This is a genomic window from Bradyrhizobium sp. MI1.3, from assembly GCF_055811695.1.
The window spans coordinates 1-26,232 of record NZ_JBVVPQ010000043.1 but is presented as its reverse complement, the minus strand read 5'-3'; the positions used below and the strand labels follow the sequence as shown (position 1 = coordinate 26,232).

The following is a 26,232-nucleotide window of genomic DNA, read 5'->3' as shown; positions in this document are numbered from 1 at the left end:
CTGGCGTGGGATTGAATGCGAGACCCGCAAGCTCCAACAGGACGCCAGTGGCAATCCCGGCAACTGTCGCTGACTTGATCCAAAGACGCTTCCTCGGATGCATGGCGAACCTCCTCGGCGCTGCCGATAACGGGAGCCGCATCAGGCGCAGCTGAACAATTGCATGAGCCTCGTGGACCGCTGACGTTGACTTCAGATCGGGGAAGATCCTGCCCATTAAACAAGAGGAAGTCTGATCGTGAACGTTGCGCCGCCGTGATCTCGATTTTTTGCGGCTATCGTCCCTTGGTGCGCTTCAACAATAGTGTGGGCGATGGACAGGCCCATGCCCATGCCTTCCGCTTTGCTAGTAAAGAAGGGTTCGAAGACTTCCTTTAATTGGTCTTTTGGAATGCCCGATCCGCAATCCGACACGGACAGCTCGGCAGAGCCCTCGGCGCGCGAGGTCTGGATGCTGATGATGCGGCTTTCGCTCGGAGTGTCCTTCATCGCCTCGATCGCGTTCACGACAAGGTTCAGAATGACTTGTTGAAGTTGGATGCGGTCGCCCAGGATCGGAAGCGCCTCCGGCATGATCTGTTCAATCAGCTCCACTTTTCGTCCAACGGCCAGCATCGAAAGAAATTCGATGGTCTCACGAACAAGATCATTGAGATCCAGTTTTTTCAGCTCGAAAGGTGCCTTCTTAAGGAGGCTCCTCATCCTCCGGATGACTTCGCTGGCGCGCCGGTCATCCCGCAAGATATCGTCAACAATCTCGGCCAGCCCCGCAATGTCAGGGTTCTGAGATTTTAAGATTAACTGCGCGGTCTCGGCATTAGTCAGAATGGACCCGAGCGGCTGGTTGATTTCATGCGCGATTGTTGCGGTCAGTTCGCCAGCTGTCGAGAAGCGATTAACATGGGCCAGTTCGGCCATGCGTTGCCGGGACTGCACTTCCGCCAAATGACGTCGATGATGCTCCCGAAGCAGGGTCGATATCAGCCCGCCTTGCAAAAGTATAACGCCGGTGATCAACGAGATCTGCCACCAATACCGTTCCCACACTGACGGCTCGCGGAAGTAGATGGTGCTGCCAGGCGGCAGACGGCTCTCGGAAATTCCCCAGCGCTGCATTTGTCGCCAGTCGAACATGGGCGCTGCCGGGACGACGAATGTCGGCTTAATGTCGCCGGCCCTTTCGCCGTCAAGAATGCGCAGGGCGACCTCCGCGGCCTTCTTGCCCTGTCCGGCAATGACCTGCATTGGACCGCCGACGATGCCTCTACCGAAAAAGGTCGCGTCGTGGAAAAAGATCGGTGCATTGGCCGCGTCAAAAAGCCGTGAGAACGCGCTGTTGCCTTCATGGGTCACTCCCGCCGCATCGACGGTCAATCCAAGCCAAAAAATGGCGCTGTGTGGCGGGAGGTTGGCCGCGTCTTTGAGCATATCCTCAAAGGAAAGCTCATCGTACCACCGAAACTGCACGCGGTCGGCAAACAGCGCGGTGGATTTGGCCAATTCGTTCCGCCAAAATGTTTCGCCCGGCGAAGCTCCCACAACAATGGCGATAGTCTTTGTTTGGGGCAGGACGCGCACGACGTTATCAAAAAAAGCGACGTCATTGTTGGCAACCGCCACCACCGTGTCGTATTCGGTCAGTTTGTCGAGGTCCACCCGGCGACGCTCTACCAACGTGAAGAGCATAGGGGTTGTTGGAAAAAGGTCCTTCCGGTGCGCCTGCACGAAATTCGCGGCGGGCGAGCCGATAGCGATGATAAGGTCGGGCTGCTGATCATGGTTGAGCGCACGAAGGTAGTCGACAAATGCTGCGTCTGATTTGTCGCTGGCCGCCCGGGCATTCAGAAGCGAATGGTCCTGAAAGGTCACGAAAGGACGTTGGCTTATTCCGGCGCGAAGGGCCTCGGAATAGTCGGTCCACGGTTGGAAGCGAAGACCGTATGAATGCAGCATCAGAATCCGTTTCGGCGTTGGACCAGCCGCTTGACTTTGACACGGGGTCGCCAGCAACCATGCAATGGCCAGCGCAGCGGTGAATATCCGCGCAAAAAAAGGTCGCCATGGTACCGCCAAGCGCATAGTGCTCCGTTCTCCGACTGAACAGGAACCGTAACGGCTCGACCAGACGATTGACAGACGAAAGAGCGCTACCAGAAAGTCGGATCTGGAAAAGCACTGGAGCGGCTTCGAAGCGCAGATCAAGGCCCATTTCGCGAGCGCCGGCAAGCAGATCCAGCAGCAGCAGGCTACGCGTAAGGACACCGCAGTGGCGCAGGGCGAGGCGTGGCGCGTGGCCGCGGATCGGATCCGTGAGGCGGCCGGCAAAGTGGCGGGAGCGCGGACCACCGATCTCGATGCCGTGCTCAAGCAACTGAAGTCGGACGGCGTCCCAAGCTGGAGCACGCCTCCAGAAGCGGAAGCTGGCGGGCAGCGAGTCCTCGTCTTGTCTGCGATTAACCAGCGATTCTCAGGTGCCGATCGGCCAGTGTGGGCCGAAGGTGCGCAGGCGTGGTTGTCGGCACTGTGAGCATGGACCGTATTAGCCGGAGCTAGCTCAAACTTGCCCATGATGGATTGGACCGATTGATCAGCCAGCATAGAAGCTCGAATGTTCAACGCGGCGAACTCTAGATTGATCATTGTGCAACCGGCAGGCCTACGCTTCTGTCGGAATCGACCGTTGATTGCGCGTGCGCATCTTTCGGCGCGGAAGCACCTCGAATTCCAAAATGCTGAACCCACCCTCGAATGACGCGAACGATAGCGGGGTGATGCGCCACCCCAAGCGCACTCGCGGTTGGGGTTTTCGCTGTAAGCCGTTGATCTGCAATGATCGGATATTGGGCCAGTTGGAAAAATTCGCTTGAGAAACCAATGGCGGTAGCGTGTCTCTTAATCAGCGGGTCCCAGGTTCGAGCCCTGGTGCGCCCACCATTTAAATCAAGACCTTAGCGAGAGAAACCGTTTGAGAAGGCCGAACTAAAACGGTTTTTCAAACGGTGTTTTTTGACGGCCGGGCGGCGACTCTCGGCATTGTGATGTGCTCTCCTCGTCTCCGCGGAGGCCAAAGGCGTCTCGAAGGCCGCCCGACAGAACTGCTCCATCAATGTTGCATCTGGGTCAGAGCCGCCCGAGACATGGGCGGCATCTTCCCACTTCCTTTCAATGTCATCGGCGGCGCATTGGGGCAGCTGCGCCGCGCTCCCATCGAAGTAGTGGTTGAAGTCGACGTGCACCCTCATGTTGTCCGGGCGGTAGGCCGCCATGCGATCGTAGAGAAGAACGGACGCTGCTCCGAACGCCGATAGACCGATTTGTGCATCGGTGATCTCGAGTCTTCCGTCTCCGGGTCGATCGGCAGGTCACGAACCCGGCCTTGAGGAAGCCTCCCGCCTGCTCATTGTGCACCCGCCGGATTGGGCGACAGCCGTAGCATACTGCCGTCGCGTTTCAGGCCGCCAGGGATGAGCGAAGCTCCGGCGAGCAACCAGTTGAGCGCGACGTCTGAGAGCCGAGCCTCGTTCTCGAGATAGCCGCCGCCGACATCGGCGTGCACGCCCGAAAACCAGACCTGTTCGAAGAAAAGGTTGTCGTGCACGTCTCGTTTGTCCTGCTTCTCGGCCGTGGGCGACCAGGTGACACGCTTGAAATCGGCGCGGCTCTCGTCGATCGAGATCGCATGTTTAGCGTAGCCCACCCTCGGATTGAGGGTCGTGTCGTAGAATTTGTGATTCGGCGGAGCGAAATGCACCGTCTGCAGGCGCTTCCAGAATCCATAACCGGGCAAGATGGCGCGATCTTCAGATAGTTCATGAAAAAAGCAATCAGCGCTGTGGCGATGCCGAGGTAGCTCAGAATCCAGGCCGACCATGGAAAGACCGGCTGAAGGAAGCCACCTAGCCAGTGCAACCCGATCAGTAGCGCAATGCCGGAGGTCACGAGCGCCGCGCCCAGATATTTGTGGCCGAGGGCGGCGGGATCAACTTGGCGCCTTCCGCGGGCGTCAAGGCGAAGCTGCTTGGCAGCAACTGGATCGGTCGCTTTGAGTACCAGCACTACGACTTCGGTAGCGCACACCTCCAGTTCACTGCCATCTCCATCAGCCCTCCTAGTTCGGCGGACAGGGGCGGAAGTCAGACACTGGATGTGGTACGCGCCCGTCTATCGTACAAATTTGGTGGGGATGCGGTCGTCGCTCGTTATTGAGGCGCAGTGCGGGCCAGCGAGGCAGCCTTCACTTGGCTTCGTCCTTGACGATGTCTGTCAGGCTCTCAAGCTGGTGGGCCAGCGCTGTCCAGCTACGGGCGACATTCATTAGTACCGAGCACCGGCGGGCAGAAATCCGCCCCTCCTTTGCTTTGGCGTTGCATTCGGCAGCATACTCTCGGCACTTTTCTGCGCTTGGCACTGCTGTTGCTCCTGTCAAGAAGCTTAGCTTACGTCCGATAGCCAGAAGAGAATTGAAGCAGATCAAGCAGGCAGCTCGCAAATCGATTTTTGCCATTACCGGCTACATTAGGCCAGTTACCGCCGGCGAATGAGAACAGATCGCAATTGTCGTCGCATCGCGAGAAAAGCCGCTCCCTGGGCGGTGGACAGAGCCACCGCGCACGGACAAACGCGGCCTAACGCGGCATGCTTATGTTTAGCAAAGCCCCTTGCAAAACCGATCGCCAAGTCAATGTCCGATCGGCAAATATCAATGAGCGACCTGCACATGCCGCGGGGACCCGCTGGCACGGAGCACACCGAAGCACAGCATTGCAACGTGTTTGGCAAGACGTTATTCCACGTGACATCAGTCACAACGGTGACACGATTTGCAGTTTATCGCGTCCCGCGCAGCGGGCTGACTCTCCTCCTTACCTGGTGGGTTGATCTAGATCAAATCGGGCACTTGCCACTATGGGTGATTACTCTTTGGAGCCGCGGGATGCAGGTCCTGTGACAGCAAATCGCGATTAGTCTGTCGGTCACTCGTTACGGGAGTCATCACAATGAGGTGCAGGTTCAGTATCGTTACGTTCGTCCTAATCGCCCCAACGTTCGCCAGTGAGGCGCTTGGCACAACGACGGACATTCGCAGCATCACCTGTAGCGAATATCTCGCCATGCCGGCTACACCGTCGGGCAAATTTTCGGCTTGGATGACCGGCTGGTTTAGTTATGAAAGTCGGAGGACGTTTGTTGATTTTGACCTGCATCGGGCAAATGTCACAAACGTAAGAGGGTGGTGCCAGTCCAACCCGAATGCCAGTGTGATGGTAGGGCTGGAAAAATCGATAGGCGTAACTGCGGTGCCTAACGCTACGCTGGATTTTAACAAGATCACCTGCGGAACTTGGTTGGCATACGGTCCAGCGGATCAAGATTTTGTAAGATACTTCATGAGCGGCTACTACAACGCAGCAGCAAGCAACAGTGTATTGGACTACGAGCGCCTGCAGAGGAACTCCAGTGCGGTCGTCGCATACTGCAAGAAGAACAAATCCCGCACTTTACCAACGGCCATTCAGAATAGAGCTAGTTAGCTGGACCAGTCTCCCGCCGCTTGCGAGCAACAGAGCGCGCCCTGTATTAGTTTGACTCCTGTTGATGGCCGTCAGCCAAGTAGCGGCGCATTTCATCGAGGTTCGCTCAGTGACGCATGTCGGACAAGATTTGCGAAGCTTGGAGTTGTTCGCAGTTTGACTCATTTGAGACCTCGGCCGACCGCAGCCGACCTTCCAGTTCGGAACCGATTTATTTCACAACCAAATGTTTCCTGGCGGCTACGGCGGCGGGAGCGGACGGGGAAATAGTGAACGTTAGCCAGGTGTTCCATCCCGACGGACGGTTCGCTGCACCAAATTCGCCGTATCCCCTCAGACCAAGGAAGCCCTGCATGTCTGCGACCGGGAAGCTGTACCCGATTTGCGGACCGACACCGAAAACGCGTGACCTGAAACTACCGAGGATCGGGTTCTGGCCGGAATCGTCGGTGACTTGCTGGTAGGCGTATCCGACAATGCCGACGAAAAGCTGCTTAGTGAGGGAGTGCGATGCGCCCCAGTCGAAGTGGAAATCGATGCCGCTCCGGTACTGGGTGTCGGGATTCCTGAAATTGTAGGTCAGGCCGGCGACGCCCGAGATTTCGTTTCCTGCCGCCGGGTCGAAATAGGTGTAGCCGCCCCCAATGTCGATCGCGCCGTGCCCGAGCCCGATATTGGGAATCCGCGTCGGATCATAGTCGCCGACGGGAACATTGCCCGTGACGTAAGCCATGTAATTGTCGACGCCAAGGTTCCATAGTAGTTGCGCGAAGGGCGCGAGGTCGCCGTAGGAGGTAAGCGAGCCTTCGAGCATTCCGGTACGCGTCACCACAATCGGTCCGGCTATCGCTGTCAGTGTTCCGGCGATACTAGTGGCGGCTCTGCCGTACTGGCCCGATATACCTACGACCAACTGACCGCCAAGCTCCGCCGTAGCGAAAGTATACGATGGCGTAAGGGCGACCAGATCGGCCCGCCCGTTCAGACGCAGATTCAAATTAACGTTGACGTTCGCGGGGATTTTGCCGGCCAGGATCTCTTTGGCCGCAGCAGCACTCCCCGCGGCGGCGACGCTGGAATGGTAATCGATGACACTGAGCGCCCAGCCCGGTGTCTGCTGCACCGCGGAGAGACTTGCAAACTGACCCGGAAACCAGAATGAGCTACCGCCCTGGTCGGCATGCGAAACATCAGCGCAAAGCACGAGAGCGGCCACCGCCAGATAGTCGATGACGCAGCTTCTCTGTTTGTTTGATCCCATTTGCAAACCTCTGGGCAGTACTTGCAGCAAGCGCTGTTACAGCAAAGCGCTCCGCGAACTGCAGGACCCAGGTTACGACGGCCTTCACTACTAGGCACAAGCAACGTCCAAATGCGTCACAGAATGGTAACAGCTCGAGACAATTGTCTTGGGCGATGACGCAGTTGCAGCCCTCAAGGTGCTTGCGCTGGAGATGCTCGGCTTCTCGAGCGCCAAGAATTCATAAGCACAAAAAAAGCCCCGGCATGCCGGGGCTTTGGTTTGTAAAAGTTGGTGCGATCAATATCTTGCCGCGACCGGTGCGCCGTATCCACCGAAGCGGTAGTTCAACCGAAGCGTGACCATATCCACATCTTGGCTGACGCCGCTGCCGGTGAGGACGAACCCTCCGGGAGTGACTACGCCTGCGAAGCCGGCATTATCACGGCCCATCCAGAGATGGTCGTATTCGATACCGAACGACCAATTGGGCGTGAAGCCGTACTCCCAGCCCACGCCAAGGGCGCCGCCCCAGCGCGTGTGGCCCGCCAATGCCAGGCCGACCCCGGTGACGTTGTTGAATATATCGAATCGGTTGCGCGTCACGGCGCCGCCGCCCTTCACGTAAAACAGCGAGGCATTCCACGCCCAGCCGAGCTGCGCCGTGAAGAGCCCGATGGCGTCAATCTTACCGGTTGTCGAAATCAGCGGGTCGATCAGACTGACGCGCGTATTCTTGATTTCTGCCCAATCTCCCTGCGCTTCCAGGCCGAGCACAAACTGATTGGTTTGCCAGCGGTACCCGATCTGTCCGCCAGCGAGGCCGCCGGAGCGATCGGCGCAACCACCTGCGACCGTCCCTGCTGGCGTCACGAAATCCACACAGCCGTGGCTTTGTCCCCAACCGCCGTTGGCGCCGATGTAGAACCCGGTCCAATCATAGATCGGCGCGATCACCGGGGGCGGGGCCTTGACATAAGGTTTAGCAGCCAGATCAGCCGCTGACGCGGGTGCCGCCATGCTCACGGCCAGCAAGGCCATGCCACTCAACCAAATCTTCTTCATTCTTTTTGCTCCATCCACGTTTCACCCTAACGATGCCGGCTCTTTTCTTGGCAGTCCCGCATTCCAGCTCGAAGCTAGCTGAGCCGCCTGGAATTCGGTGTGCTTACGTGGCAACAGTTGGGAAAATTGAGCAACTTGCGCGTTTGAGTTGTGTCAGGAATGTTGACCAGTCAACTGGCCGCCTGGAATTTTCCGCGATGGGGGGCAAGGGCGCTTGGTCTCATCCCCGCACCCTTATGCTGAGATCCTAGGCTCCGCGCCAGACGTGCAACACGCCTTCGCGGAAGCCGCCGACGAACTGATCAGATGCGTCCGCTGGCAGAATCTCGCTGAGATCATCAAACGACCCGCTCACCATGGTTCAAGCTCGTGCGCCGAAGCATGCTCTGCCCAGCGGCGACCCAACTCCAAACCTCGTTGCCGATCTGCCTCTGTGTCCATAGTCCAGGACCATCCCGGCGTCCGTGGCCCCGGCGAAGCTGATGCCGCGCCAGGGCCTGTACGATCTCGCCAATCCTGGAAGCTTGGGGGCTGGAAAGAATCGGCAAGGCGCACTCTAGACAAGCAGATGCGCAGTGCTTGGCCAGTGCACTTTGTGCCAATGGGTGAATGCCCCGGCCGGAAATAGCTTTTCGGGCTGCCGGCATACAAGACGGACCGCTGACCCTTACGCGCTAGCCGGCACACTCTGGCGCCATGACCATCTCACCCCGACATCGGGTGCAGCGCGCGCTAGTCCCCACGATCTCGCAAGCTGGGTCAGCTGGCACAATGCCCCGGCAGCACTTCGGGCACGTATATCCCGCGATGTTTGGCGTGAAGTCATACTCCGGACCAACATAGGCGCACATCATGTGGTGGAATACTGGAAACAATTCTAGCGTGGAGGAGCCGCAAGCCGGGCAACCCGTTTGGTTCGCTTCGACCTGCATGCTGCACCTCGCTCACTCTCACAGCTCGTCGAGCCCGAATAATCTCACCAGCACTGAAGCGATCCGCGCGCTCAGTTGTGTGTAGTGCATGTGAACGTCGACGGCCGAGTTCAGCGCCGGGCGATGAGCGCCTGGGTTGAACCGAATTCGCGCGATTTGCGAGGCGGTACGCTCGCGCGCCGCCGACGAACCCGCCCCGGGGTACACATCTGACACCGGGAGGATTTCCGCGATCTTGCCCAGAATTCGTCGGTTGCCGAACAGCACAAAGACTTCGTTGCCGACTTTTGGATCGGACAGGCGTTCGTTAGGAACGTACCAGTCGACAAAGACATCCGTGGGGTCGAGAATTTCTGCAATCGGAGTGCCCGCCACCAGGGATTGGCCGGCGCGCGCAGGATTGTTCGCGACTATGCCAGCTATGGGCGCGAAGACTCTCCCGTCTGCAAAGCTGCTTTCAACCTTTTCGAGGCGATCACCGAGTTGCCGGCTGAATTCGTCGAGAGCGGCCAATTGAGTGCTGGCTTCGGCGGCTTCCGCCTCCTGCGAGACCACGGCTTTGTTCGCCAAGGCGCGCTCCCGGGACATGTCTATGCGGTAATTCAGGCTCGCGGCCGATGAGTTTGCGATAAGTTCGACAGCTTCCTCAGCAAGCCGCAGATGTGAGCGCGCCGCGTCGAGAGATTCGCGCGCAACCCGGGCCTTAACACGCAGTTCCGCTTTGCGACCGGCGATGTCCGCGAGCGAGCGCATATAGGTGGCGACAATCTCATCGTGCTGCGGAGACCGAACCCTTCCGATTTCGTCGCCGGCCTTGACCGATGCACCTCTCAGCACGGTGATGCTGTTGATCTGCACGATGTAAGGCAGTGAAACCAAATATCTCGGTGAGGACACGCTGCCCGGGCCGCCGAGATAAAGAATTGGCCTCCCGAAATAGACGACAAAGAATGCGAGTATGCCGAATACGATTGTCGCATAGGCGGCGCGGACGGCCCGTCCGGCCGCACGCCGACGGCTCTCGATGGGATCGGGGATATGGGGATCGAGTCGTGTTAGGGTGACGGTCATTTGGCCACTTCCTTCGTCCGATCGCCGAATAGTGCACGGCGAACGCGCGGCGGCACGAAATCATCGTTCCGCGACGAGGCAAAGATGATTTCCGAAGAGTAGGAAAAGAAGCGCGCGCACTTCAGATAGACACCCTGGTAAAAGGGAAAGATCAGAGCCATCTTCCAGCCAAACGTTCCGACGGACCGATGGAACAGGGCGAACACAAGTGCCATATTGAAGACCGAGATCCAGAGCAACAACAGGTAGACCGCCGACAGAAACAGCACGGCATCCGAGCCGAACAACAGCACAATGTAGGCCAAGTAGAACGGTAGGCTGAGCGTCGGGACGAGATCAAAGACGATGAAGTCAAGCCGTTGGATCGTGTCCGGTAAACGCTCCAGCGGATGGCGAAAACTCAGCTCGCCATACATCATGAAGCGGATGCGCAGAGCATCGCGATCCCAGCGCGCGCGCTGTCGCAATAGACTTACGCCGCTTGCGGGGCCGGCTGTTTCCGCCCAGGCGTCGGACACGAACCGAATGACATAGCCGAGTCTGCGGAGCCGCAAGGTGTACTCCATATCCTCTCCCGGGCCGACGTCGAGCCCGCCCTGCTGCGCGAAAATATCCCGGCGATACATGGAACAGGCTCCGGACAGACACGCGATCGCATCCACCACGTCGAGGATCGACCGCCCCGCGGTGATCGACATCAGGTATTCGACGCTTTGAAGTCCTGTCCATATCGAGTCGCGCTCGTTACTGATCGCGATGTTGCAACTTGCGCCGGCGACGAGCGGATCGTCGAAGGCAGCCGCGAGTCGCTCAACCGCGTTCGGTTCGAAGACAGTGTCGGCATCTACGGTCAAAAGAAGATCGCCGCGGGCAAACCGTGCTGCAGCGTTGATGGCAGCGCTGCGGCCGCAGCGGGTCCCATGGCAGATGACCATGTCAACCAGGCCCTGCGCTTTCGCCCGCTCCGCGACCGCGCGTGTTGCGTCGGTGGAGCCGTCGTCGACGACGATGATTTCGACAGGTCGGAGGGTTTGCCGGCGCAGCGAGCTGATCGAAGGAGCAAGCCCGGAGCCGCCGTTGAATGTCGGGATAATCACGCTTACCGTCGCCTGGCAAACCGTCCCGCCGACGCTTCGCCGCTTCGAGCTGAACAGAGCAAGAGACACCAGCGACAAGGTGTAGCGGGGGATGTCGAATATCAGCAGCGAGAAGGCGAGTAGAAATAAACTCGTTCCGGCGAGCACTTCCATCATTTCGGACATGCCGGCCACCTCCGCTACGACAGGACCATTCCCAGCATCCGACCAAACAAGGCGCGCAAGGCAATTATCAGACGGGAAAATGAAGACCATCGCGTTGATGGTCGCGGGGTAAATTGCGTAAACTTTTGCTTTTTGTGTCTGCGCTATTCATCTGCATCGTCGGCTTCGTCGGTTGACGATGACCGGCTCTCGAAGGCTGATTGTTGGCGTGCCGGCATCAGCTTTGCGGTTGGAGTTGTTCCCGGTTCGATGAAACCCACAAGGTGACCGGTCCGTCCAACCTTTCAGGCGCAAGACGGCCCCAGTCTGGAAAGACTGAGGCCGGTGGGGGGCGTCGATGTACCGTTGGGGTCGGTACTCCCCAAATCTAATCACGATGAACCACTTTGCGTATTGTCCTTGAGGACAAGCAATCAGCACGTTGTCCCTCTCACACATCTGCGGACCGCCCGACGGGTTTGACGGACGGTCGTCCGTGCGACGCACACGCCATTGATACGTGTCCTACCGACGCCGCAGGCAGCAGCGACTTCCGTAATCAGGCTTTCGGGCTGTGCAATCGGGGCAGGCGTCATCGCCTGAGCCGATACTGCGAAGAAGAAGGCGAATGCGGCGATTCCGAGCGATTTGATCATATCGAGCTCCCTGGAAGCGCCCAACCGTCCGGCCGGCGCGGCGGAACGATGGACGCGACTCCCTCAAACTGATACCCGCTCCTGTCAGAGAATTGAGATAGATCAAAGCGACTTCAGTGACTTGCATGCGGCCATCGCTGCAGGCCGAGACGCGGGGTTAGGACTATGACCGCAAGAAGACTGCAGAGTCCAAATAGCAGCGCGCAAATATCGTCTGTAACTGCGCACCGCGAAGGAAGATTGTGTGGGGCGACAGACCACCCCGGCCTGAGATCCAACTCCGAACTGGAGCCGGGTACATCGAATAGATCATCCGTGTAGCTTCTCGATTTGTAATATGGCGTCCGCCGGCGCTGAGATCCCAAGCTGCGTGGAAAGCAAGGTTTGCCCTTTCTGTCACGCAAACTCTATCTGATGGGATCTTTGCTAATACGATCGTGCAGGCGGACGCGCAGAGGCCATCGATAATCACAGTCTGGCCAGTCTCATTCAACTCCTCATATCGATCAAGGTAACGTTGAATCAAGCCACCGCGGTCATTGGCAATTCTCACGACTGCGTGGCTATCGTCAGCGCATGCGAACATAGATGCTGAAGCGAGCAGCAGAGTAAAGGGTTTCATAATGTGCCTCTTCGACTGCGACATCAGCAAGGTTCATGACGGCTCGTGCGCGAGAGAACTCGCGGCTTGGCGATGCGCGAGAGCGTGTTCTCTGGTGGTAAGTCCGGCATTCTCGGATCGGCCTTACAGCAACACGTTGCTCGTACGTGCGGCCCACGCTTTCCGTAACGCCGACGGATACACCTCGCGGCATAATCCTGCTGGAGTTCTTGTGGTCAATGAACCAGCGTTGAGTTTGAGCGCGCGGGCCCGAACCATTTACCGCTCATTGATCACCGCCCCTCATTGTCCAGGCGTAGCGCCAAATGCATCGTGTGGGGGTCGCGGTTCCCGTCCCGCCTGAAGCCAAACTTGCCGAGCACCGCCAGCATTGACTTGTTTTCGGGCAGGACCTCCGCAGTCAGCTCACGCAATCCGTTATTGGAGGCGATCTCGCCAAGGTGGCGCATCAAGATGGAGCCGATGCCTCGGCCCTGCCAAGCGTCGATGACGACGAACGCCAACTCGGCTCGTCCGGGCTCAAACACGACATATCGAGCGCCTCCGACAATCATTGTACGCTCGGATTGCCCGACCTCGCACACCAGCGCGACGTGATTCATGAAGTCGACATCCATGAAGAACGCGCGCTCCTTGTCCGAGAAATGACGCTTGATCCCAAAAAAACGGCGCTGCAACGACTGCTTGCTGGTCTGATCCAGCGCGTCGAGGACGGCCGTCTCGTCGGCCGGCCGCAGCGCTCGGATTTCGGACGTGCTGCCGTCCCGCAAGGGTTCCGTCACGCTGTATTTGGCGATGTCCGGCATGCGAGGTCTCGGCTCAGGCGGCCGGAAAACACGTCGGCCTGAGGCTCGTCTATGAATGGGGCGGTCGGCTGCCCGTTTGATTTGTATCAAGGGACCTCGCAAAAAAGCGGGCGGCCTGAATCTCGGCAGTCAGCTCGACACATTCCGGCGGGAGGACCGACGTGACACGACTGGGTCGGCGTACTCGCCGTCCAGCATTGACCTATATCAAAGGCCTGCAGTTGCGGCGGGCTTTGGATGCATTCATACGACATTGAGGTCGGAGCATGCAGATGGAAGTGCCTGGAACGCCCGGCGGTTCGATGTCCGGTCTCGTCGCCTCGGCCGTTGAATACATGGTCGATGCGGGGCAACGGAGCATACTCTTTCTCGATGTGATGCGCCGGCGCGGCGACCAATATCGGGAGCACGTCGCCCAAACCGCGCCACACGTTCTGCAATATGCGGCCGAACTGATCATTGATGGCCGCAAGTTGGACGAACCCGTCAATTACGCGCTTGTCCGCATTATCCCGCCAGCCGGCGTCGAGATCGATTCCACACGGCGGCCGTTCATCGTGATTGATCCACGCGCCGGGCACGGTCCAGGGATCGGCGGGTTCAAGGCCGACAGCGAGATCGGCGTCGCGATGAAGGCGGGACATCCCTGCTACTTCATCGGCTTCCTGCCGGAGCCGGTGCCGGGCCAGACGATCGAGCGTATCGCGCGTGCCGAGGCACTGTTCATCGAAAAGGTGATCAGTCTCCATCCGGACGCTGACGGGAAACCCTGCGTCATAGGCAATTGCCAAGCCGGATGGGCGGTCATGATCCTGGCTTCGGTTCGGCCGGATCTGTTCGGTCCACTGATCATCGCCGGAGCCCCGCTCGCGTACTGGGCCGGCGTGCATGGTAAAAATCCGATGCGATATTCGGGCGGCCTGCTGGGCGGAAGCTGGCTAACTGCGCTCGTTAGCGATCTCGGCGGTGGGAAGTTCGATGGTGCCTGGCTGGTCCAGAACTTCGAAGGCCAAAACCCGTCGAACACGCTCTGGACCAAGCAGTACAATGTCTATTCGAAGGTGGATACCGAAGCCGATCGCTACCTCGAGTTCGAGCGCTGGTGGGGTGGGCACGTCAATCTCAACGCCGAGGAGATTCAGTTCATTGTCGACGAACTCTTCGTTGGCAACAACTTGGCCGCTGGCAATATCACCCTATCCGACGGGCAGAAGGTAGACCTGCGCAACATCAGTTCGCCGATCGTGGTGTTCTGCTCCAAGGGCGACAACATCACTCCGCCGCAGCAGGCGCTGGGTTGGATCCTCGAATGCTACGCCGACGTGGATGACATCAGGGCCTATGGGCAAACGATCGTCTATACCGTTCACGAGAGCGTCGGCCATCTCGGCATCTTCGTCTCGGGCGGCGTCGCCAAGAAGGAGCACGCTGAATTTTCCAGCAACATCGATCTGATCGATGTACTACCGCCCGGCCTTTACGAAGCGACGTTCGAAGCCAAGGACGAGGAAACCACCAGTTCCGATCTCGTTGTTGGCCAATGGGTGATGCGCTGCGAGGCCCGAACGCTCGAGGATATTCGTGCCATGGGCGGCAATTCGCCTGAGGACGAGCGGCGCTTTGCCGCGGCCAAACGCGTCTCGGAGCTTAATCTTGCCGCCTATCGCAAGTTCGTGCAGCCCTGGATCAAGGGCATGGTGGCGCCGCAGACGGCAGATTTGATGCGTAACCTGCACCCGCTGCGGACGCAGTATGAGGCCTTCAGCAGTCAGAATCCATGGATGACGGCGGTGAAATCGGCAGCGGAAGGGCTAGAAGAGAACCGCAAGCCGGTTTCGAACGACAATCCGTTCCTGGCATTTCAGGAGCAGGTCTCTAAGCAGATCGTTCATGCGCTGGACAGCTGGCGCGATTCGCAGGAAGCGATGAGCGAGGCCATCTTCCTCAACGTCTACGGCTCCCCGGCGCTACAGGCGGCGGTCGGCATAGATCCGAAAGCTGAACCGTCGCGCGGGCGCGAGATGCCGGCCGAACACCGTGCCATGCTCGACAAACGGATCGCCGAGCTCCGATCCAGGATTGGCGAAGGCGGGCTTCGCGAGGCGGCCATCCGTGCCCTGCTTTATATCGGCTCGGCGAGAGGAATGGTGGATGAACGCAGCATCGAGGCGTTGCGTCAGGCTCGTCACGACAACAGCGGAGCGCGATTAGCGCTTGCCGAATTTAAGATGCTGGTTCGCGAGCAGTTCTTCATGCTGCTGCTCGATCGCGAGGCGGCGCTGGCCGTTATCCCGAAGTTGCTTCCCGACGATGTCAATCAGCGCCGCGCGGCTTTCACGACGATGAGCGAGGTGCTGTCGGCCAGCGAGGACATCACAGGCGAGCGCGCCAGCCGCCTGCAGCGTGTCGCGCAGCTGTTCGGTCTCGACGCCGAAACGTCGGGGAGGGCGTCGAACGTTGCCCCTTTCGACCCCAAGGCGAAGGCATCGTAACGCTGTCTGGAAGGAACCGGCTCATGTCAGCCGACACATCGCAGGCACAGTCCCCGAGCAAGTACGACCGTCTGATAGCGGCCGCGCAGGCCGTGCCGCCGGCCCCAACCATCGTCGTGCATCCCTGCGATGAAAGCTCATTGCGCGGCGCTGTCGATAGTGCACAGGCCGGCATCATCCGGCCGCTCCTGGTCGGACCTGAAAGGAAGATCCGGGATACGGCCGCCAGGCATGGTCTCGACATCGCGGCCTTCGAGCTCGTTGACGCAGCGCATAGCGATGAAGCCGCTGCAAAGGCGGTAGAGCTGATCCACGCCGGCCGAGGTGAGCTGTTGATGAAAGGCAGCTTGCACACCGACGAATTGATGCGCGCGGTCACCGCGAAGGCCGGAGGCCTGCGCACCGACCGCCGTATCAGCCACGTCTTCGTGATGGACGTGCCGGCCTATGCCGAGACCATCTTCGTGACGGACGCGGCCATCAACATCTTCCCTGATCTGGACGCCAAACGCGACATCATCCAGAACGCGATCGATCTTTACGTGGAAGCTGGATTCGGCAAGTCACCGCGCGTGGCAATCCTGTCAGCGGTTGAAACCGTGACCTCGAAAATTCCGTCTACGATCGAGGCGGCAGCACTCTGCAAGATGGCGGATCGCGGGCAGATCACCGGAGGGATCCTCGACGGACCGCTGGCTTTCGACAACGCCATCGACCTGGAGGCGGCGCGCATCAAGGGGATCAAGTCCGAGGTCGCCGGTCGCGCGCAGATCCTCGTCGTTCCCGACCTGGAGGCCGGCAACATGCTGGCAAAGAACCTCGCCTATTTCGCCAAGGCGGACGGCGCGGGCATCGTGCTCGGAGCCCGGGTCCCGGTCGTCCTGACCTCACGCGCGGATTCGGCGCGTGCGCGGATGGCCTCGTGCGCGGTCGCAGCGCTGTATGCCCATGCCCGGCGCCGGCGTGCTCCAACGATTGCCGCGTGAACGCCATGGACACCATCCTTGTGGTCAATGCCGGCTCCTCCAGCGTCAAGTTCCAGGTCTACTCGATCGAGGGGGACGGAATATTGCGGCGACAGCTGAAAGGGCAGATGGATGGGATCGGCAGCCGCCCGCGTTTGCGCGCGAGTGGCTCCACCGGCGATCCGGTTGCGGATCGCGCCTATCCGATCGAGGCGGTGCCGGATGTTCCGGCCGCGATGGACATTGCCGGCGCCTGGTTGCGGGACGAGCAACGCATTCACCCGATCGCGGTCGGTCATCGCGTCGTTCACGGTGGCCCGGACTACGATCGGCCGATCCAGCTCGATCATGGTGTCGTGACCCGGCTGGAGCGGTACATCGCGCTCGCGCCGCTGCATCAACCCCATAATCTGGCGCCGATCCGCTCGATTCTCGGCAATTTCCCGGAGCTTCCGCAGGTCGCCTGTTTCGATACCGCATTTCATCGCACACATAGCGCGGTGGCCGATCATTATGCGATTCCACATCATCTTTATGCCGAGGGCGTGCGCCGCTACGGCTTTCACGGTCTCTCTTACGAGTACATTGCGAAGACCTTACCAAAGGTCGCGCCGAAAGTTGCGAATGGGCGGATTATCGTCGCTCACCTCGGAAGCGGCGCCTCGATGTGCGCTCTCAGCGTGGGACGAAGCGTCGAAAGCACTATGGGCTTCACCGCTCTCGACGGGCTTCCGATGGGAACCCGCCCTGGTCAGATCGACCCTGGGGTGGTCCTCTATCTCATTTCCGAGAAGGGGATGTCTGCCTCCAACATCCAGAACTTCCTTTACCGCGATTGCGGCTTGAAGGGGTTATCCGGCGTCAGCAACGATATGCGCGTGCTGGAGAGCAGTGACGATCCGAGAGCCAGACTGGCCGTCGAATATTTCTGCTATCGCATAGGCCTCAGTGCCGGCATGCTTGCCGCAGCGCTGCAGGGGCTGGACGCCTTTGTGTTTACGGCTGGTATCGGCGAAAACTCCGCAACAATTCGCGCGCATGTCGCTGGCCAGCTTGCGTGGCTGGGCGTCACCCTCAATCAAGCCGAGAATACGCGCCACTCACAGCTGATCTCGGGTCCCGACAGTCGCATTCCAGTCTATGTGGTGCCGACCGACGAGGAGCTGATGATCGCGCAGCACACTCTCTCAGTGCTGATGAACAGAACATCGACCAATCAAAGACAGGAGAGGGCATCATGATTCCCGTATTTCCGGATACCAAGATTGCCCTGAAGGGGAAAAAAGGCCTCGTCGTGGGCATCGCCAACGACCAGTCGATCGCATGGGGATGCGCCAAGGCCTTTCGTGCGCTTGGTGCCGATCTAGCCGTCACTTACCTGAACGACCGCGCGAAGAAGCACGTCGAGCCTCTTGCCCAGGCACTTGAGGCGTCTATTTTCATGCCACTCGATGTAATGACGGAGGGGCAGACCGAAGAAGTATTTGCCCGGGTCGAGAGGGACTGGGGCCAGCTCGATTTCCTGCTGCACTCGATCGCATTCTCACCGAAGGAAGCCTTGCACGGACGTGTGGTGGACGTCGGTCGCGACGGCTTCCTGAAGACGATGGAGGTCTCCTGCTGGTCCTTCATGCGCATGGCGCATTTGGCCGAGCCGCTGATGAAGAACGGCGGCACCATGTTCACGATGACCTATTACGGCAGCCAGATGGTGGTCGAAAACTACAATGTGATGGGTGTGGCCAAGGCGGCGCTCGAAGCCTCCGTCCGCTACATCGCCGCCGAGCTTGGGCCGAAGGGCATCCGCGTGCACGCGATTTCGCCCGGGCCGCTGGCTACGCGAGCGGCATCAGGCATTCCAGAGTTCGACGAACTGATGGACAAGGCGCAATCCAAGGCCCCGTCGCGCAGCCTGGTCAGCATTGAAGACGTCGGCAACGCCACGGCATTTCTCGCGCTCGACGGCGCCAAGCTCATTACAGGAAGCGTTCTTTATATTGATGGTGGTTATCACATCATCGACTGAAGGGGACGGGATGCGACTCAGCGATAGTGCAGGGCGATTAGCTCGGCCACGCAGGCCGGTCGATTGCCGCCTTCGATCTCGATGACCAGATGATAGTTCACGCGCAGCCCGTCGGGAGGGACATCCTCCGTCTCAGCAACGCTGACGCGGCCACGCAGCTTTGAGCCCGCCGGGACCGGCGAAAGGTACCTGATCCTGTCGGCGCCGTAGTTTAGGGTGTTTCGGAGGCCTTTTAACCCCATCACCGAGCGGATGAACATCGGTGCCAGCGCCAGGGACAGCATGCCATGGGCGATGGTGGTGCCGCCGGGCATTTCTTTCCTCGCGCGCTCCTGGTCGACATGGATCCACTGTTCATCGCAGGTCGCTTCCGCAAACTTGTTGATCCGGTCCTGCGTTACCTCGATCCAGTCGCTAGCGCCGATTTCGGTACCGACCGCAGATCTTATCTCATCAAAATTGCCGAATATCCGCATGTCCTTCACCTTCAGATCATCATCTCCGGGACATGGTCGCCGACGAGAAGGTCGGCTTCAGTCGCAGCCATCACTTCGCCGATCGTGACGCCCGGCGCGGTCTCAAGAAGCGTCGCCGTGCCATCGGCAAAGCCGATCACAGCCATGTCGGTGACGACTAGATTCACTGGCCGCGCCGAGGTGAGCGGCAAGCTGCATTTCGCAACAATCTTCGACTTGCCCTTTGCTGCGTGCTGCATGGCGACGATGACCCGCTTCGCGCCGCTCACGAGATCCATGGCGCCGCCCATGCCGGGAACCATCTTGCCCGGGATCATCCAGTTGGCGAGATGGCCATGGGCATCGACTTGAAGGCCGCCAAGCACCGTGACGTCGACATGGCCGCCGCGGATCAGTCCGAACGACATCGCGCTGTCGAAGGTCGAGGCCCCGGGCAGCGCGCTAATCGGGCGCCCCCCTGCGTCCGTTAGCGTCGGATGCGCCAGGCCTTGCTCGGGGATAGGCCCCGTTCCGATCAGGCCGTTTTCCGACTGGAAGAATACCTTCAGGTCCGTTGGAACGTAGTTCGCGACGAGCGTCGGGATACCGATGCCGAGATTGACGAGGTCGCCGCTCCGAAGCTCCTTGGCGACGCGCCGGGCGATGATGATCTGCGGATCCATGTCGTCACCCGTTTGTAATGAGGTAGTCGACGAGCGGCGCCGGGGTCACGACGTGGTCGGGCGCGATCACGCCGATTGGCACAATGTTCTCCGCGGTGACGATCACGGTGTCGGCGGCCATCGCCATGACTGGATTGAAGTTGCGCGAGGTCAGTGCGTACGCCAAGTTGCCGAGGTAGTCGGCAAGGAAGGCGTGCACTAGCGCAAACTGTGCACGCAAGGCTGTCTCCAGCAGAAAAGGCTTTCCGTCGACTTCGATCTCGCGCTTGCCCTGCGCAACCAGCGTGCCGACGCCGGTTGGCGTCAGAACTCCACCTAGCCCGCATCCACCCGCACGAATGCGCTCGACGAAGGTTCCCTGGGGTACCAGATCGACGGTGATCTGGTTTGCCAGCATCTGCTGCTGTGCCTTCGCATTGAGACCGATATGCGTTGCGGTCAATCGCGCGACCAGCGCAGCATCGAACAGCTTGCCGACGCCCTTGCCGGGGATCGCCGCATCATTGCAGATCAGCGACAGACCGCCCTTCTTCTGCCGCACCACCTCGTCGAGCAGGCGCTCCGGTGTTCCGACACCCATGAATCCGCCGACCATGACACTCGCGCCGACCGGGATCATTGCGACGGCTTCTTCGAGGGAGATGGCCTTCATGAGGGAGAACTCCGGTCGGCGCGTGCAGGGCGTCGATGAATGCTGGAGGGCGGAAATCGCGCTGCTTTGATCTGCGTCAAGGCTCCGCATCATTCGCGGACGATTCCCACGCTCGCGAGCGCGTCGTGCCAGAGCTTGCGCAGTTCGGTGTGTCGGCTTTCCAGGACTGTGCTGACGGTGCCACGGAAGGGTAACAGGTCGGGACCTTTCAGGAACAGGATTTGCGCCTGCAACAGACGTCCGCTCTCGAACTCGATGCGGCGTAGCGCCATCACGAAGGGGTCATTCGGGTTTGCCTCAAGCGGTAGTAACGCCGCTGGCCGGATCCCGGCGTGGACGGCATGCGCGAGCGTGGCGAGGTGGACTGCTTGCCAAAGAATGCGATCGGCAATGCCTTCGTTCGGCGTCGGAAGCCAGGCGGCCTCCCAGGATATGGCCATATAGCCAAGGGCGAGGTCCGGCACCCATGTGGTTGCGCGCATCAGAAGCGACACGATCTCGCTCTCTCGGTAGAACTGAGCGTTCAATTCTGTCTGCCAGCCGGCCTCGAACTTCGCCGGCAGGGCGAGGGCGAATTGCCTTGCGAGAGCGCCATGGGCCGAGATCAGGAAAGCGGCGACGCGAGTCTGCTGGCTGTGCGGCACTCGGCCTTCGGAGTCGAGTGGTCCGAGAAGTCCGCTCATGCCCGGGTCCTCTGGACGGGGATGGCACGCAGATGGTCGTAGCTGGCGGGAAATGGAGTGAGCTCACCACCAGGGTCTTCGGGCGCAATCCAGACCGCTTTGTTACCTTGCCAGCGTCCGGCCAGCACGTCATCGGCGAAGCGCGCGAGCAGGTCGGCTGTGAGCGCACCCTTTTCCAACGTGAAAGCGTGATAGGCGCCCGGGATGATCACGAGCGCGCTGTTGGGGATTCCGACTCGCAGCGTCTCGTGGAGGGCACGCGGCGTCAGGAAGTCGAACTCTCCGTTCAGGATCATGGTTGGGACGGCGATCGAGGCGAGTTGCGGCGTCAGCGGCTGGAAGTCGAGGAACGACTCCATCAGGTTCTGCAGCGCGTAGAGGTCATTGACCAGCCAGCCCTGCCGCTTGACACCGTCGAGCTTATCCAACAGCGGCTTCAACCATTCATCGGACAGATTCATCGGCAGCAGCAGATCCTGGAGATAGCCGGTTCCACCCAGAATTAGGCCGGTGCGTAGTGCGTTGCCGATCAGGAGAAGTTGAGGCGAAAGCTCGGCAAAGCAACTCATTGGCACCAGACCCGAGAGGCGCCTCCAATGCTCGATCGCGTAGCGCAGCGCGATCAGGCCACCGAAGCTGATTCCACTGAGGAAGACCGGACCTTCACCGAGCATTTCGATCAGGCGATGCAGCGCAAGGACATGGTCGTCCTGATTGATGAAGAGCGTCGGCTTGTCGGAGGCGCCCTGGCCGAGCAGATCGAATGTCGCAACGCGAAATCCCCGTGCGATGAGCGCGTCTCGGTAAGCGGTCCACAGTTCGGAGTATTGAGTCAGTCCATTGACCAGCACGTAGGCCGGCGCCGTCACAGGACCGTCGAGCTCATACCGGATCCGGTAGGAGCCGTGCGTGAGGAAAGGCATTGCGGCGTCCGGCATGTAATTCGGTGCCAAGACACTCGCGCGGGCAGTGCGAATTCCCTTGCGCTAGATCAAGGGTCGCGCCGCGTCCTCTCCTAGCGTTTGGCAAAATCAAAGCCTGCCGGAGGAATTCGCCATGGTCGGGAGACATGTCATGCGGCGATATCTCATCAGCCTGCTGTTGCTGTTGATCGGGACATCGCTCGCGGTTGCGCAGCCCTTCACGCGCCGCTCGTCGCAGATGCAGCATGACGGGCTGAAGAAGACCTACGAGATCGCGAATTTTCGACTTGGGGGCAAGTACGATCTGGCCGATCCCTCGAAGTGGGAGAATGGCGGCGAGGGCGGCGTCACGCTCGAATCTTTGGGCGTCGGGAAATTGCACACCGCCTATATCGCGGTCGGTACGCCGCGGCGCAACGCCGCCGGTGAGATCACCAATGCCGTCGTCATCAACTCATATTATTCCGGCGATGCCACCGACATGTACGAGCAGTGGGTCAAAGGAGCAGCCTTGTCAGGCACCGTGCCAATTATTGGTCCCGGCCGTCCCATCGATACGGATCGTTATTATGTCATCATGGTCGATCCGCTCGGAACCTGGGGCGCCAGCAAACCTTCGGACGGTCTCGGCGTAAAGTTTCCGCAGTACAGCTACTATGACATGGTCCAGGCCAATTATCGCATGCTGCGCGACGGGCTGAAGGTCGCGCGCGTGGCCCTAGTGTCCGGCGTTTCCATGGGCGGCACGCAGACCTATGTCTGGGGCGTGATGCATCCCGAATATATCGGCGCAATGATGCCGATCGGTGGCACCACGCAGTCGGATGGGGAAGATCCTGTCGGCAACTGGACATTCCAGATGATGACCGCGGCGATCGAATCCGATCCGGTGTGGCAGGAAACGAATGGTGATTATTACAAGCTGCCCAAAGAGAAGCATCCGATGCCGGGCGTGGCGTTCGGCTGGTCGATCCTCGGCATGACCGGCTATGACTTTGCGTTCCGTACGACCCAGAATTGGGGCGCCGTCCAGCCCGAAATTTTTTATTGGGACCCCCCGAACGAAAAGGCGGCTTTGAACGTCGTCAACCGTGCCAAGCTTTACGATGCGGTCGACCTGGTCTGGCGCAACCGTGTCGGCGAGACCCACAACATCAATGCTTATCTCGGCCGGATCCAGGCGCGCACGTTGGTGATGCACATTACCAACGACCTGTGGCTGAACTTCAAGTTGGCTCAGAAGGCTGTCGACCGTGTACCCGGTGCGGACCTTATCGCTCAGGAAAGCCCGGTCGCACATTATGGTGTGTTTCCGATCATCAACCAGCGCAAGAACGACCCGAAGTTCGTTGCCTTCATGGATGATGTGGCGAGCCTCGACCGCGCGCAGAAATTCGTTGACAAGAATTATCGCGTGCCCGGCGTCGCCGAGAACATCGACCCCAAAAAGTCGTTCTGGAAAGAGTTCGTGACCTATCCCTATCCGGTCAAATACGCCAATGCCAAAGACAAGGGCGGAAATTCCTGGCAGATCGGCTACATGGATGAATACGCCGGCACGGAGAAGGATCCGAAGATCCTTGTGATCGTCCATGGCAAAGGCGCGTTCGGCGGGCACTACGGCAACATCATGCAGTATGCGCTGCGTAGCGGCTTGCGCGTGATCGTGCCCGACCTGCCGCATTACGGTATGTCCGGACCCGGCAATCTCGACAAGAGTCCGGCGCGCACCATGCAGGACATGCGCGAGGTCATCTACGATCTCGTCGTCAACCAGCTCGGCGTCAAGAAGGCGTATTATCTCGGCCATTCGCTCGGCGGTCAGTTCGTGATGGGTTATGCCCTGACCTGGCCGGATGCAGTGCAGGGTCTCGCGCTGGAGGCGCCATCAGGTCTCGAGGAATATCCTCGCGAGATCACCATCGCCAAGGGCAAAAAGGCGCCGCTGTTCGACCCGGCCTTCGATCATGACTTCGACAAGTGGAGGGCGACCTGGGACCAGACCGGCATTCTGGCCGCCGAGAAGGCGCGTGACGAGCAGAACATCCGCGACTTCTTCTATTTCAAGAAACGCGATCCGGAGACTGGCGCGGTGTCTGCGGCGAAGAGCGGCTATTTCTTCAGCGACAGCGAATATGCCCGCTTCCACACCGAGCAGCGCGTTGGGCTGACTAAAGGCAATCCGAAGGAGCTCGAGCAGTGGTGCAACGTGTTCATCTACGACGTCTACACGATCGGAGCGGAGCTCCAGCAGGATGATCCGAAAAACCTGTACGAGCGGCTCACGCAGATCAAGGCTCCGATCTTTCTCGTCTTCGGCGACAAGGAGCCGTTCATCCCGACGCCGGCGTTCAATGGACTGACGGATCTCGGACGCGATGCCATCACGCCCTTCATGACACGCATGACCAATGCGGGCAACCGGCCGATCCTCAAGATTTATCCGGAGACCGGGCACTTCATCCACACGGACAACCCGGTTGAATACCCGGTAGATGTAGTGGATTTCGTGACGCGCGGAAGCGTCGACACGTCGTCGCCGGTTGGAACCGATCGTATGATCAAGGGCTCGGTGGCTTCTGCTTTGCCGGTGGCACCGACGCCGGCCGGCGCCGCGCCCACCGCCGGCCTGAACAAGTAGGACCGGTCCATGCCGATGGTGCAAGCGGGCGAAGTCCAGCTGGGCTGGCGAGAGTGGGGCAAAGGCGACATTACCGTCGTCTTCATCCACGGCAATCTCGCCAGCAAGGACTGGATCGAACTCGCTGCGCCGCTGTTTCCTTCTGGTCTTCGCGTCATCGGCATTGACTGGCGCGGCTGCGGCGACAGCGACCGGCCGAAACCTGCGGTTGACTACACCAACTACACGATGCAGCAGCACGCAAAGGACATGCTGGCTGCGCTCGATACCCTGGACATCAACTACTGCCATCTTGCAACGCATTCAACCGGCGGCATCATCGCGGCCCGCATGCTCCTGATGCAGCCACGGCGATTCGGGCGGGTATTTGCGCTTGATCCGGTCACGCCGCTCGGCATGGCTTTTAATGCCGACCAGATCGGGCTGTTCCGCGCCATGATGGCGAGCAAGGAGGTGACCCGGTCGGTGATGGCGACCGCGGCCTCATCGCTGTTCGTGCCGGAAAGCATGGCGCCGAATAAGGTCCCGCAATTCCGTCCAGGGGGCGCGGACATCCAGGCGCTGTTCGACCGGATCATCGAACAAACCTTCGGCGTCTCCGAAGGGATCTGGATCGGGACGCCCGTCAATCTCACGCGCGAGCGGGAGAGTCGGGAATTGGAGAGCCGCATGCCGGAGATCGGGCATTCGCACCTGGTATTGTGGGGCGAACGGGACGGCTGGATCCCTCCCGCGGATCTTCATGCGATGGCCGCGGCAATGCCGGACTGCCGCCTCGTCGTCGTGCCCGGTATCGGACATTCGATGAATCTCGAAATGCCCGCGCTCTACGCCGGCTATTTTGGTGCGTGGTTCGGGGGACTTGCGGCATAACAAGGAGGAATGACACCATGGCCGATATCAATCCATCCGCAGCGGATATCCGCACCATGCTCGCCGAGACGCTTCTTCGCCTGCGTAAGGCCAACGCGGAGTATTTCGAGCAGCTGGAAATGGGACTGAACGCCTCGAAGCTGCCGATAGCAAACCACGCCAAGGAGTTCTGCGGCTACATGCAACGCAACGTCACGGCGACGTTCGGCCTCGGCGACAAACTCATGCAGGCCAAGGACATGCAGGACGCGCTCGAGATTCAATCTGATTTTTTCCAGGCGCAAATGCGATTGCTCACCGAGCAAAGCAAAAGCATGAGCGAGTCTGCCATGAAGGCGGCGACCGAAGCGTTTGCACCAAAGAATTGAGCCACGCTCGTCGCGGACGCTGTCGCTTGCAAAGCTGGGAATCGTTTATTGAGCAACTAGGATCAATGAGTGACGTGATGAAACCCCACCAGGCAGCTCTGCATTTGGGGTTTTCCGAGGTTCCGCCGTCTCATGACGGAAGGCCTTGCCCGTGCGCGAGCACCTACCCTGATCTAACCCACCGTTTAGGCGGACGATCGGAGGAAATATCGCAGATTGGCGTCATGTGGTGAGCGACCCGAGACATAGGTGACAGTTCGTACCGGACACATGGGTTACACTTTCCGCTTTTGTTCTGCGGGAGGTG

General features: G+C 59.7%; 23 protein-coding genes. 9 read left to right on the top strand and 14 right to left on the bottom strand.

Going from position 1 to position 26,232, the window contains the following annotated elements; all coding sequences use genetic code 11:
- Nucleotides 1-216: 216 nt before the first annotated feature.
- Nucleotides 217-1,953: a sensor histidine kinase gene (locus AC0L3A_RS26760; RefSeq protein WP_007601225.1), complete on the bottom strand. Its 1,737-nt coding sequence runs from the start codon at nt 1,951-1,953 to the stop codon at nt 217-219.
- A gap of 313 nt (nt 1,954-2,266) precedes the next feature.
- Between AC0L3A_RS26760 and AC0L3A_RS26755 the strand changes: the two genes are divergently transcribed.
- Nucleotides 2,267-2,527 carry a hypothetical protein gene (locus tag AC0L3A_RS26755; RefSeq protein WP_051058478.1) on the top strand — a complete coding sequence of 87 codons (261 nt, stop codon included), beginning with the start codon at nt 2,267-2,269 and terminating at the stop codon, nt 2,525-2,527.
- 421 nt (nt 2,528-2,948) lie between these two features.
- On the opposite strand, the gene AC0L3A_RS26750 is transcribed toward AC0L3A_RS26755, so the two are convergent.
- From AC0L3A_RS26750 to AC0L3A_RS26740, 3 genes are all read right to left on the bottom strand, one after another.
- Nucleotides 2,949-3,266: a hypothetical protein gene (locus AC0L3A_RS26750; RefSeq protein WP_007601226.1), complete on the bottom strand. Its 318-nt coding sequence runs from the start codon at nt 3,264-3,266 to the stop codon at nt 2,949-2,951.
- 131 nt (nt 3,267-3,397) lie between these two features.
- Complete coding sequence (locus tag AC0L3A_RS26745; protein ID WP_083869981.1) at nt 3,398-3,871, bottom strand: phospholipase effector Tle1 domain-containing protein; 474 nt, start codon at nt 3,869-3,871, stop codon at nt 3,398-3,400.
- A gap of 363 nt (nt 3,872-4,234) precedes the next feature.
- Nucleotides 4,235-4,504 (bottom strand): hypothetical protein, encoded by a 270-nt coding sequence (locus AC0L3A_RS26740; protein WP_219683126.1) that lies wholly within the window; start codon nt 4,502-4,504, stop codon nt 4,235-4,237.
- Nucleotides 4,505-4,997: 493 nt separating this feature from the next.
- On the opposite strand from AC0L3A_RS26740, the gene AC0L3A_RS26735 reads away from it, so the two are divergent.
- Nucleotides 4,998-5,531, top strand: coding sequence for an HdeA/HdeB family chaperone (locus AC0L3A_RS26735; protein WP_007601232.1), 534 nt, complete (start codon nt 4,998-5,000; stop codon nt 5,529-5,531).
- Between the two features lie 211 nt (nt 5,532-5,742).
- Here the strand turns inward: AC0L3A_RS26735 and AC0L3A_RS26730 are convergent, their stop codons facing one another.
- The 5 genes from AC0L3A_RS26730 to AC0L3A_RS26710 form a co-directional block, all read right to left on the bottom strand.
- The gene (locus AC0L3A_RS26730; RefSeq protein ID WP_219683125.1) at nt 5,743-6,792 is read right to left on the bottom strand and encodes a SphA family protein; all 1,050 of its coding nucleotides are present in this window, start codon (nt 6,790-6,792) and stop codon (nt 5,743-5,745) included.
- Nucleotides 6,793-7,071: 279 nt separating this feature from the next.
- The gene (locus AC0L3A_RS26725; protein WP_473255452.1) at nt 7,072-7,836 is read right to left on the bottom strand and encodes an outer membrane protein; all 765 of its coding nucleotides are present in this window, start codon (nt 7,834-7,836) and stop codon (nt 7,072-7,074) included.
- A gap of 950 nt (nt 7,837-8,786) precedes the next feature.
- Complete coding sequence (locus AC0L3A_RS26720) at nt 8,787-9,839, bottom strand: HlyD family secretion protein (protein ID WP_007601235.1); 1,053 nt, start codon at nt 9,837-9,839, stop codon at nt 8,787-8,789.
- Nucleotides 9,836-11,101, bottom strand: coding sequence for a glycosyltransferase family 2 protein (locus AC0L3A_RS26715; RefSeq protein ID WP_007601236.1), 1,266 nt, complete (start codon nt 11,099-11,101; stop codon nt 9,836-9,838). Before AC0L3A_RS26715 ends, AC0L3A_RS26720 begins: the two co-directional genes overlap by 4 nt.
- Nucleotides 11,102-12,630: 1,529 nt before the next feature.
- A complete protein-coding gene (locus tag AC0L3A_RS26710) occupies nt 12,631-13,164 on the bottom strand; it encodes a GNAT family N-acetyltransferase (RefSeq protein WP_473255451.1) in 534 nt (177 codons plus the stop codon).
- Nucleotides 13,165-13,430: 266 nt separating this feature from the next.
- Here AC0L3A_RS26710 and AC0L3A_RS26705 point away from each other — a divergent pair, with 266 nt between their 5' ends.
- From AC0L3A_RS26705 to fabI, 4 genes are read left to right on the top strand one after another with little or no spacing between them, the layout of a single operon-like run.
- Nucleotides 13,431-15,656, top strand: coding sequence for a DUF3141 domain-containing protein (locus tag AC0L3A_RS26705; protein ID WP_007601239.1), 2,226 nt, complete (start codon nt 13,431-13,433; stop codon nt 15,654-15,656).
- 23 nt (nt 15,657-15,679) lie between these two features.
- Nucleotides 15,680-16,642 (top strand): phosphate acetyltransferase, encoded by a 963-nt coding sequence (locus AC0L3A_RS26700; RefSeq protein ID WP_007601240.1) that lies wholly within the window; start codon nt 15,680-15,682, stop codon nt 16,640-16,642.
- A 5-nt stretch (nt 16,643-16,647) separates the two neighbouring features.
- Entirely contained in the window at nt 16,648-17,862 is a 1,215-nt protein-coding gene (locus AC0L3A_RS26695) for an acetate/propionate family kinase (protein WP_007601241.1), read from the top strand.
- Complete coding sequence (gene fabI, locus AC0L3A_RS26690) at nt 17,859-18,647, top strand: enoyl-ACP reductase FabI (RefSeq protein ID WP_007601242.1); 789 nt, start codon at nt 17,859-17,861, stop codon at nt 18,645-18,647. The genes AC0L3A_RS26695 and fabI overlap by 4 nt, the downstream gene beginning before the upstream one ends.
- Nucleotides 18,648-18,664: 17 nt before the next feature.
- Here the strand turns inward: fabI and AC0L3A_RS26685 are convergent, their stop codons facing one another.
- From AC0L3A_RS26685 to AC0L3A_RS26665, 5 genes are all read right to left on the bottom strand, one after another.
- Nucleotides 18,665-19,123, bottom strand: coding sequence for a MaoC family dehydratase (locus AC0L3A_RS26685; RefSeq protein WP_007601243.1), 459 nt, complete (start codon nt 19,121-19,123; stop codon nt 18,665-18,667).
- 11 nt (nt 19,124-19,134) lie between these two features.
- Entirely contained in the window at nt 19,135-19,785 is a 651-nt protein-coding gene (locus tag AC0L3A_RS26680; protein ID WP_007601244.1) for a 3-oxoacid CoA-transferase subunit B, read from the bottom strand.
- 4 nt (nt 19,786-19,789) lie between these two features.
- Complete coding sequence (locus AC0L3A_RS26675; protein WP_007601245.1) at nt 19,790-20,437, bottom strand: CoA transferase subunit A; 648 nt, start codon at nt 20,435-20,437, stop codon at nt 19,790-19,792.
- 89 nt (nt 20,438-20,526) lie between these two features.
- The gene (locus AC0L3A_RS26670) at nt 20,527-21,120 is read right to left on the bottom strand and encodes a hypothetical protein (RefSeq protein WP_007601246.1); all 594 of its coding nucleotides are present in this window, start codon (nt 21,118-21,120) and stop codon (nt 20,527-20,529) included.
- Nucleotides 21,117-22,043 (bottom strand): alpha/beta fold hydrolase, encoded by a 927-nt coding sequence (locus AC0L3A_RS26665; RefSeq protein WP_007601247.1) that lies wholly within the window; start codon nt 22,041-22,043, stop codon nt 21,117-21,119. Before AC0L3A_RS26665 ends, AC0L3A_RS26670 begins: the two co-directional genes overlap by 4 nt.
- Before the next feature lie 133 nt (nt 22,044-22,176).
- Here AC0L3A_RS26665 and AC0L3A_RS26660 point away from each other — a divergent pair, with 133 nt between their 5' ends.
- Genes AC0L3A_RS26660 through AC0L3A_RS26650 form a run of 3 tightly spaced genes read left to right on the top strand, consistent with a single transcriptional unit; the run spans nt 22,177 to nt 25,925 of the window.
- Nucleotides 22,177-24,684 (top strand): alpha/beta hydrolase, encoded by a 2,508-nt coding sequence (locus tag AC0L3A_RS26660; RefSeq protein ID WP_007601248.1) that lies wholly within the window; start codon nt 22,177-22,179, stop codon nt 24,682-24,684.
- A 9-nt stretch (nt 24,685-24,693) separates the two neighbouring features.
- Nucleotides 24,694-25,557, top strand: a complete 864-nt coding sequence (locus tag AC0L3A_RS26655) for an alpha/beta fold hydrolase (protein WP_007601249.1) — start codon at nt 24,694-24,696, stop codon at nt 25,555-25,557.
- Between the two features lie 17 nt (nt 25,558-25,574).
- Entirely contained in the window at nt 25,575-25,925 is a 351-nt protein-coding gene (locus AC0L3A_RS26650; protein WP_007601250.1) for a phasin, read from the top strand.
- Nucleotides 25,926-26,232: the final 307 nt, after the last annotated feature.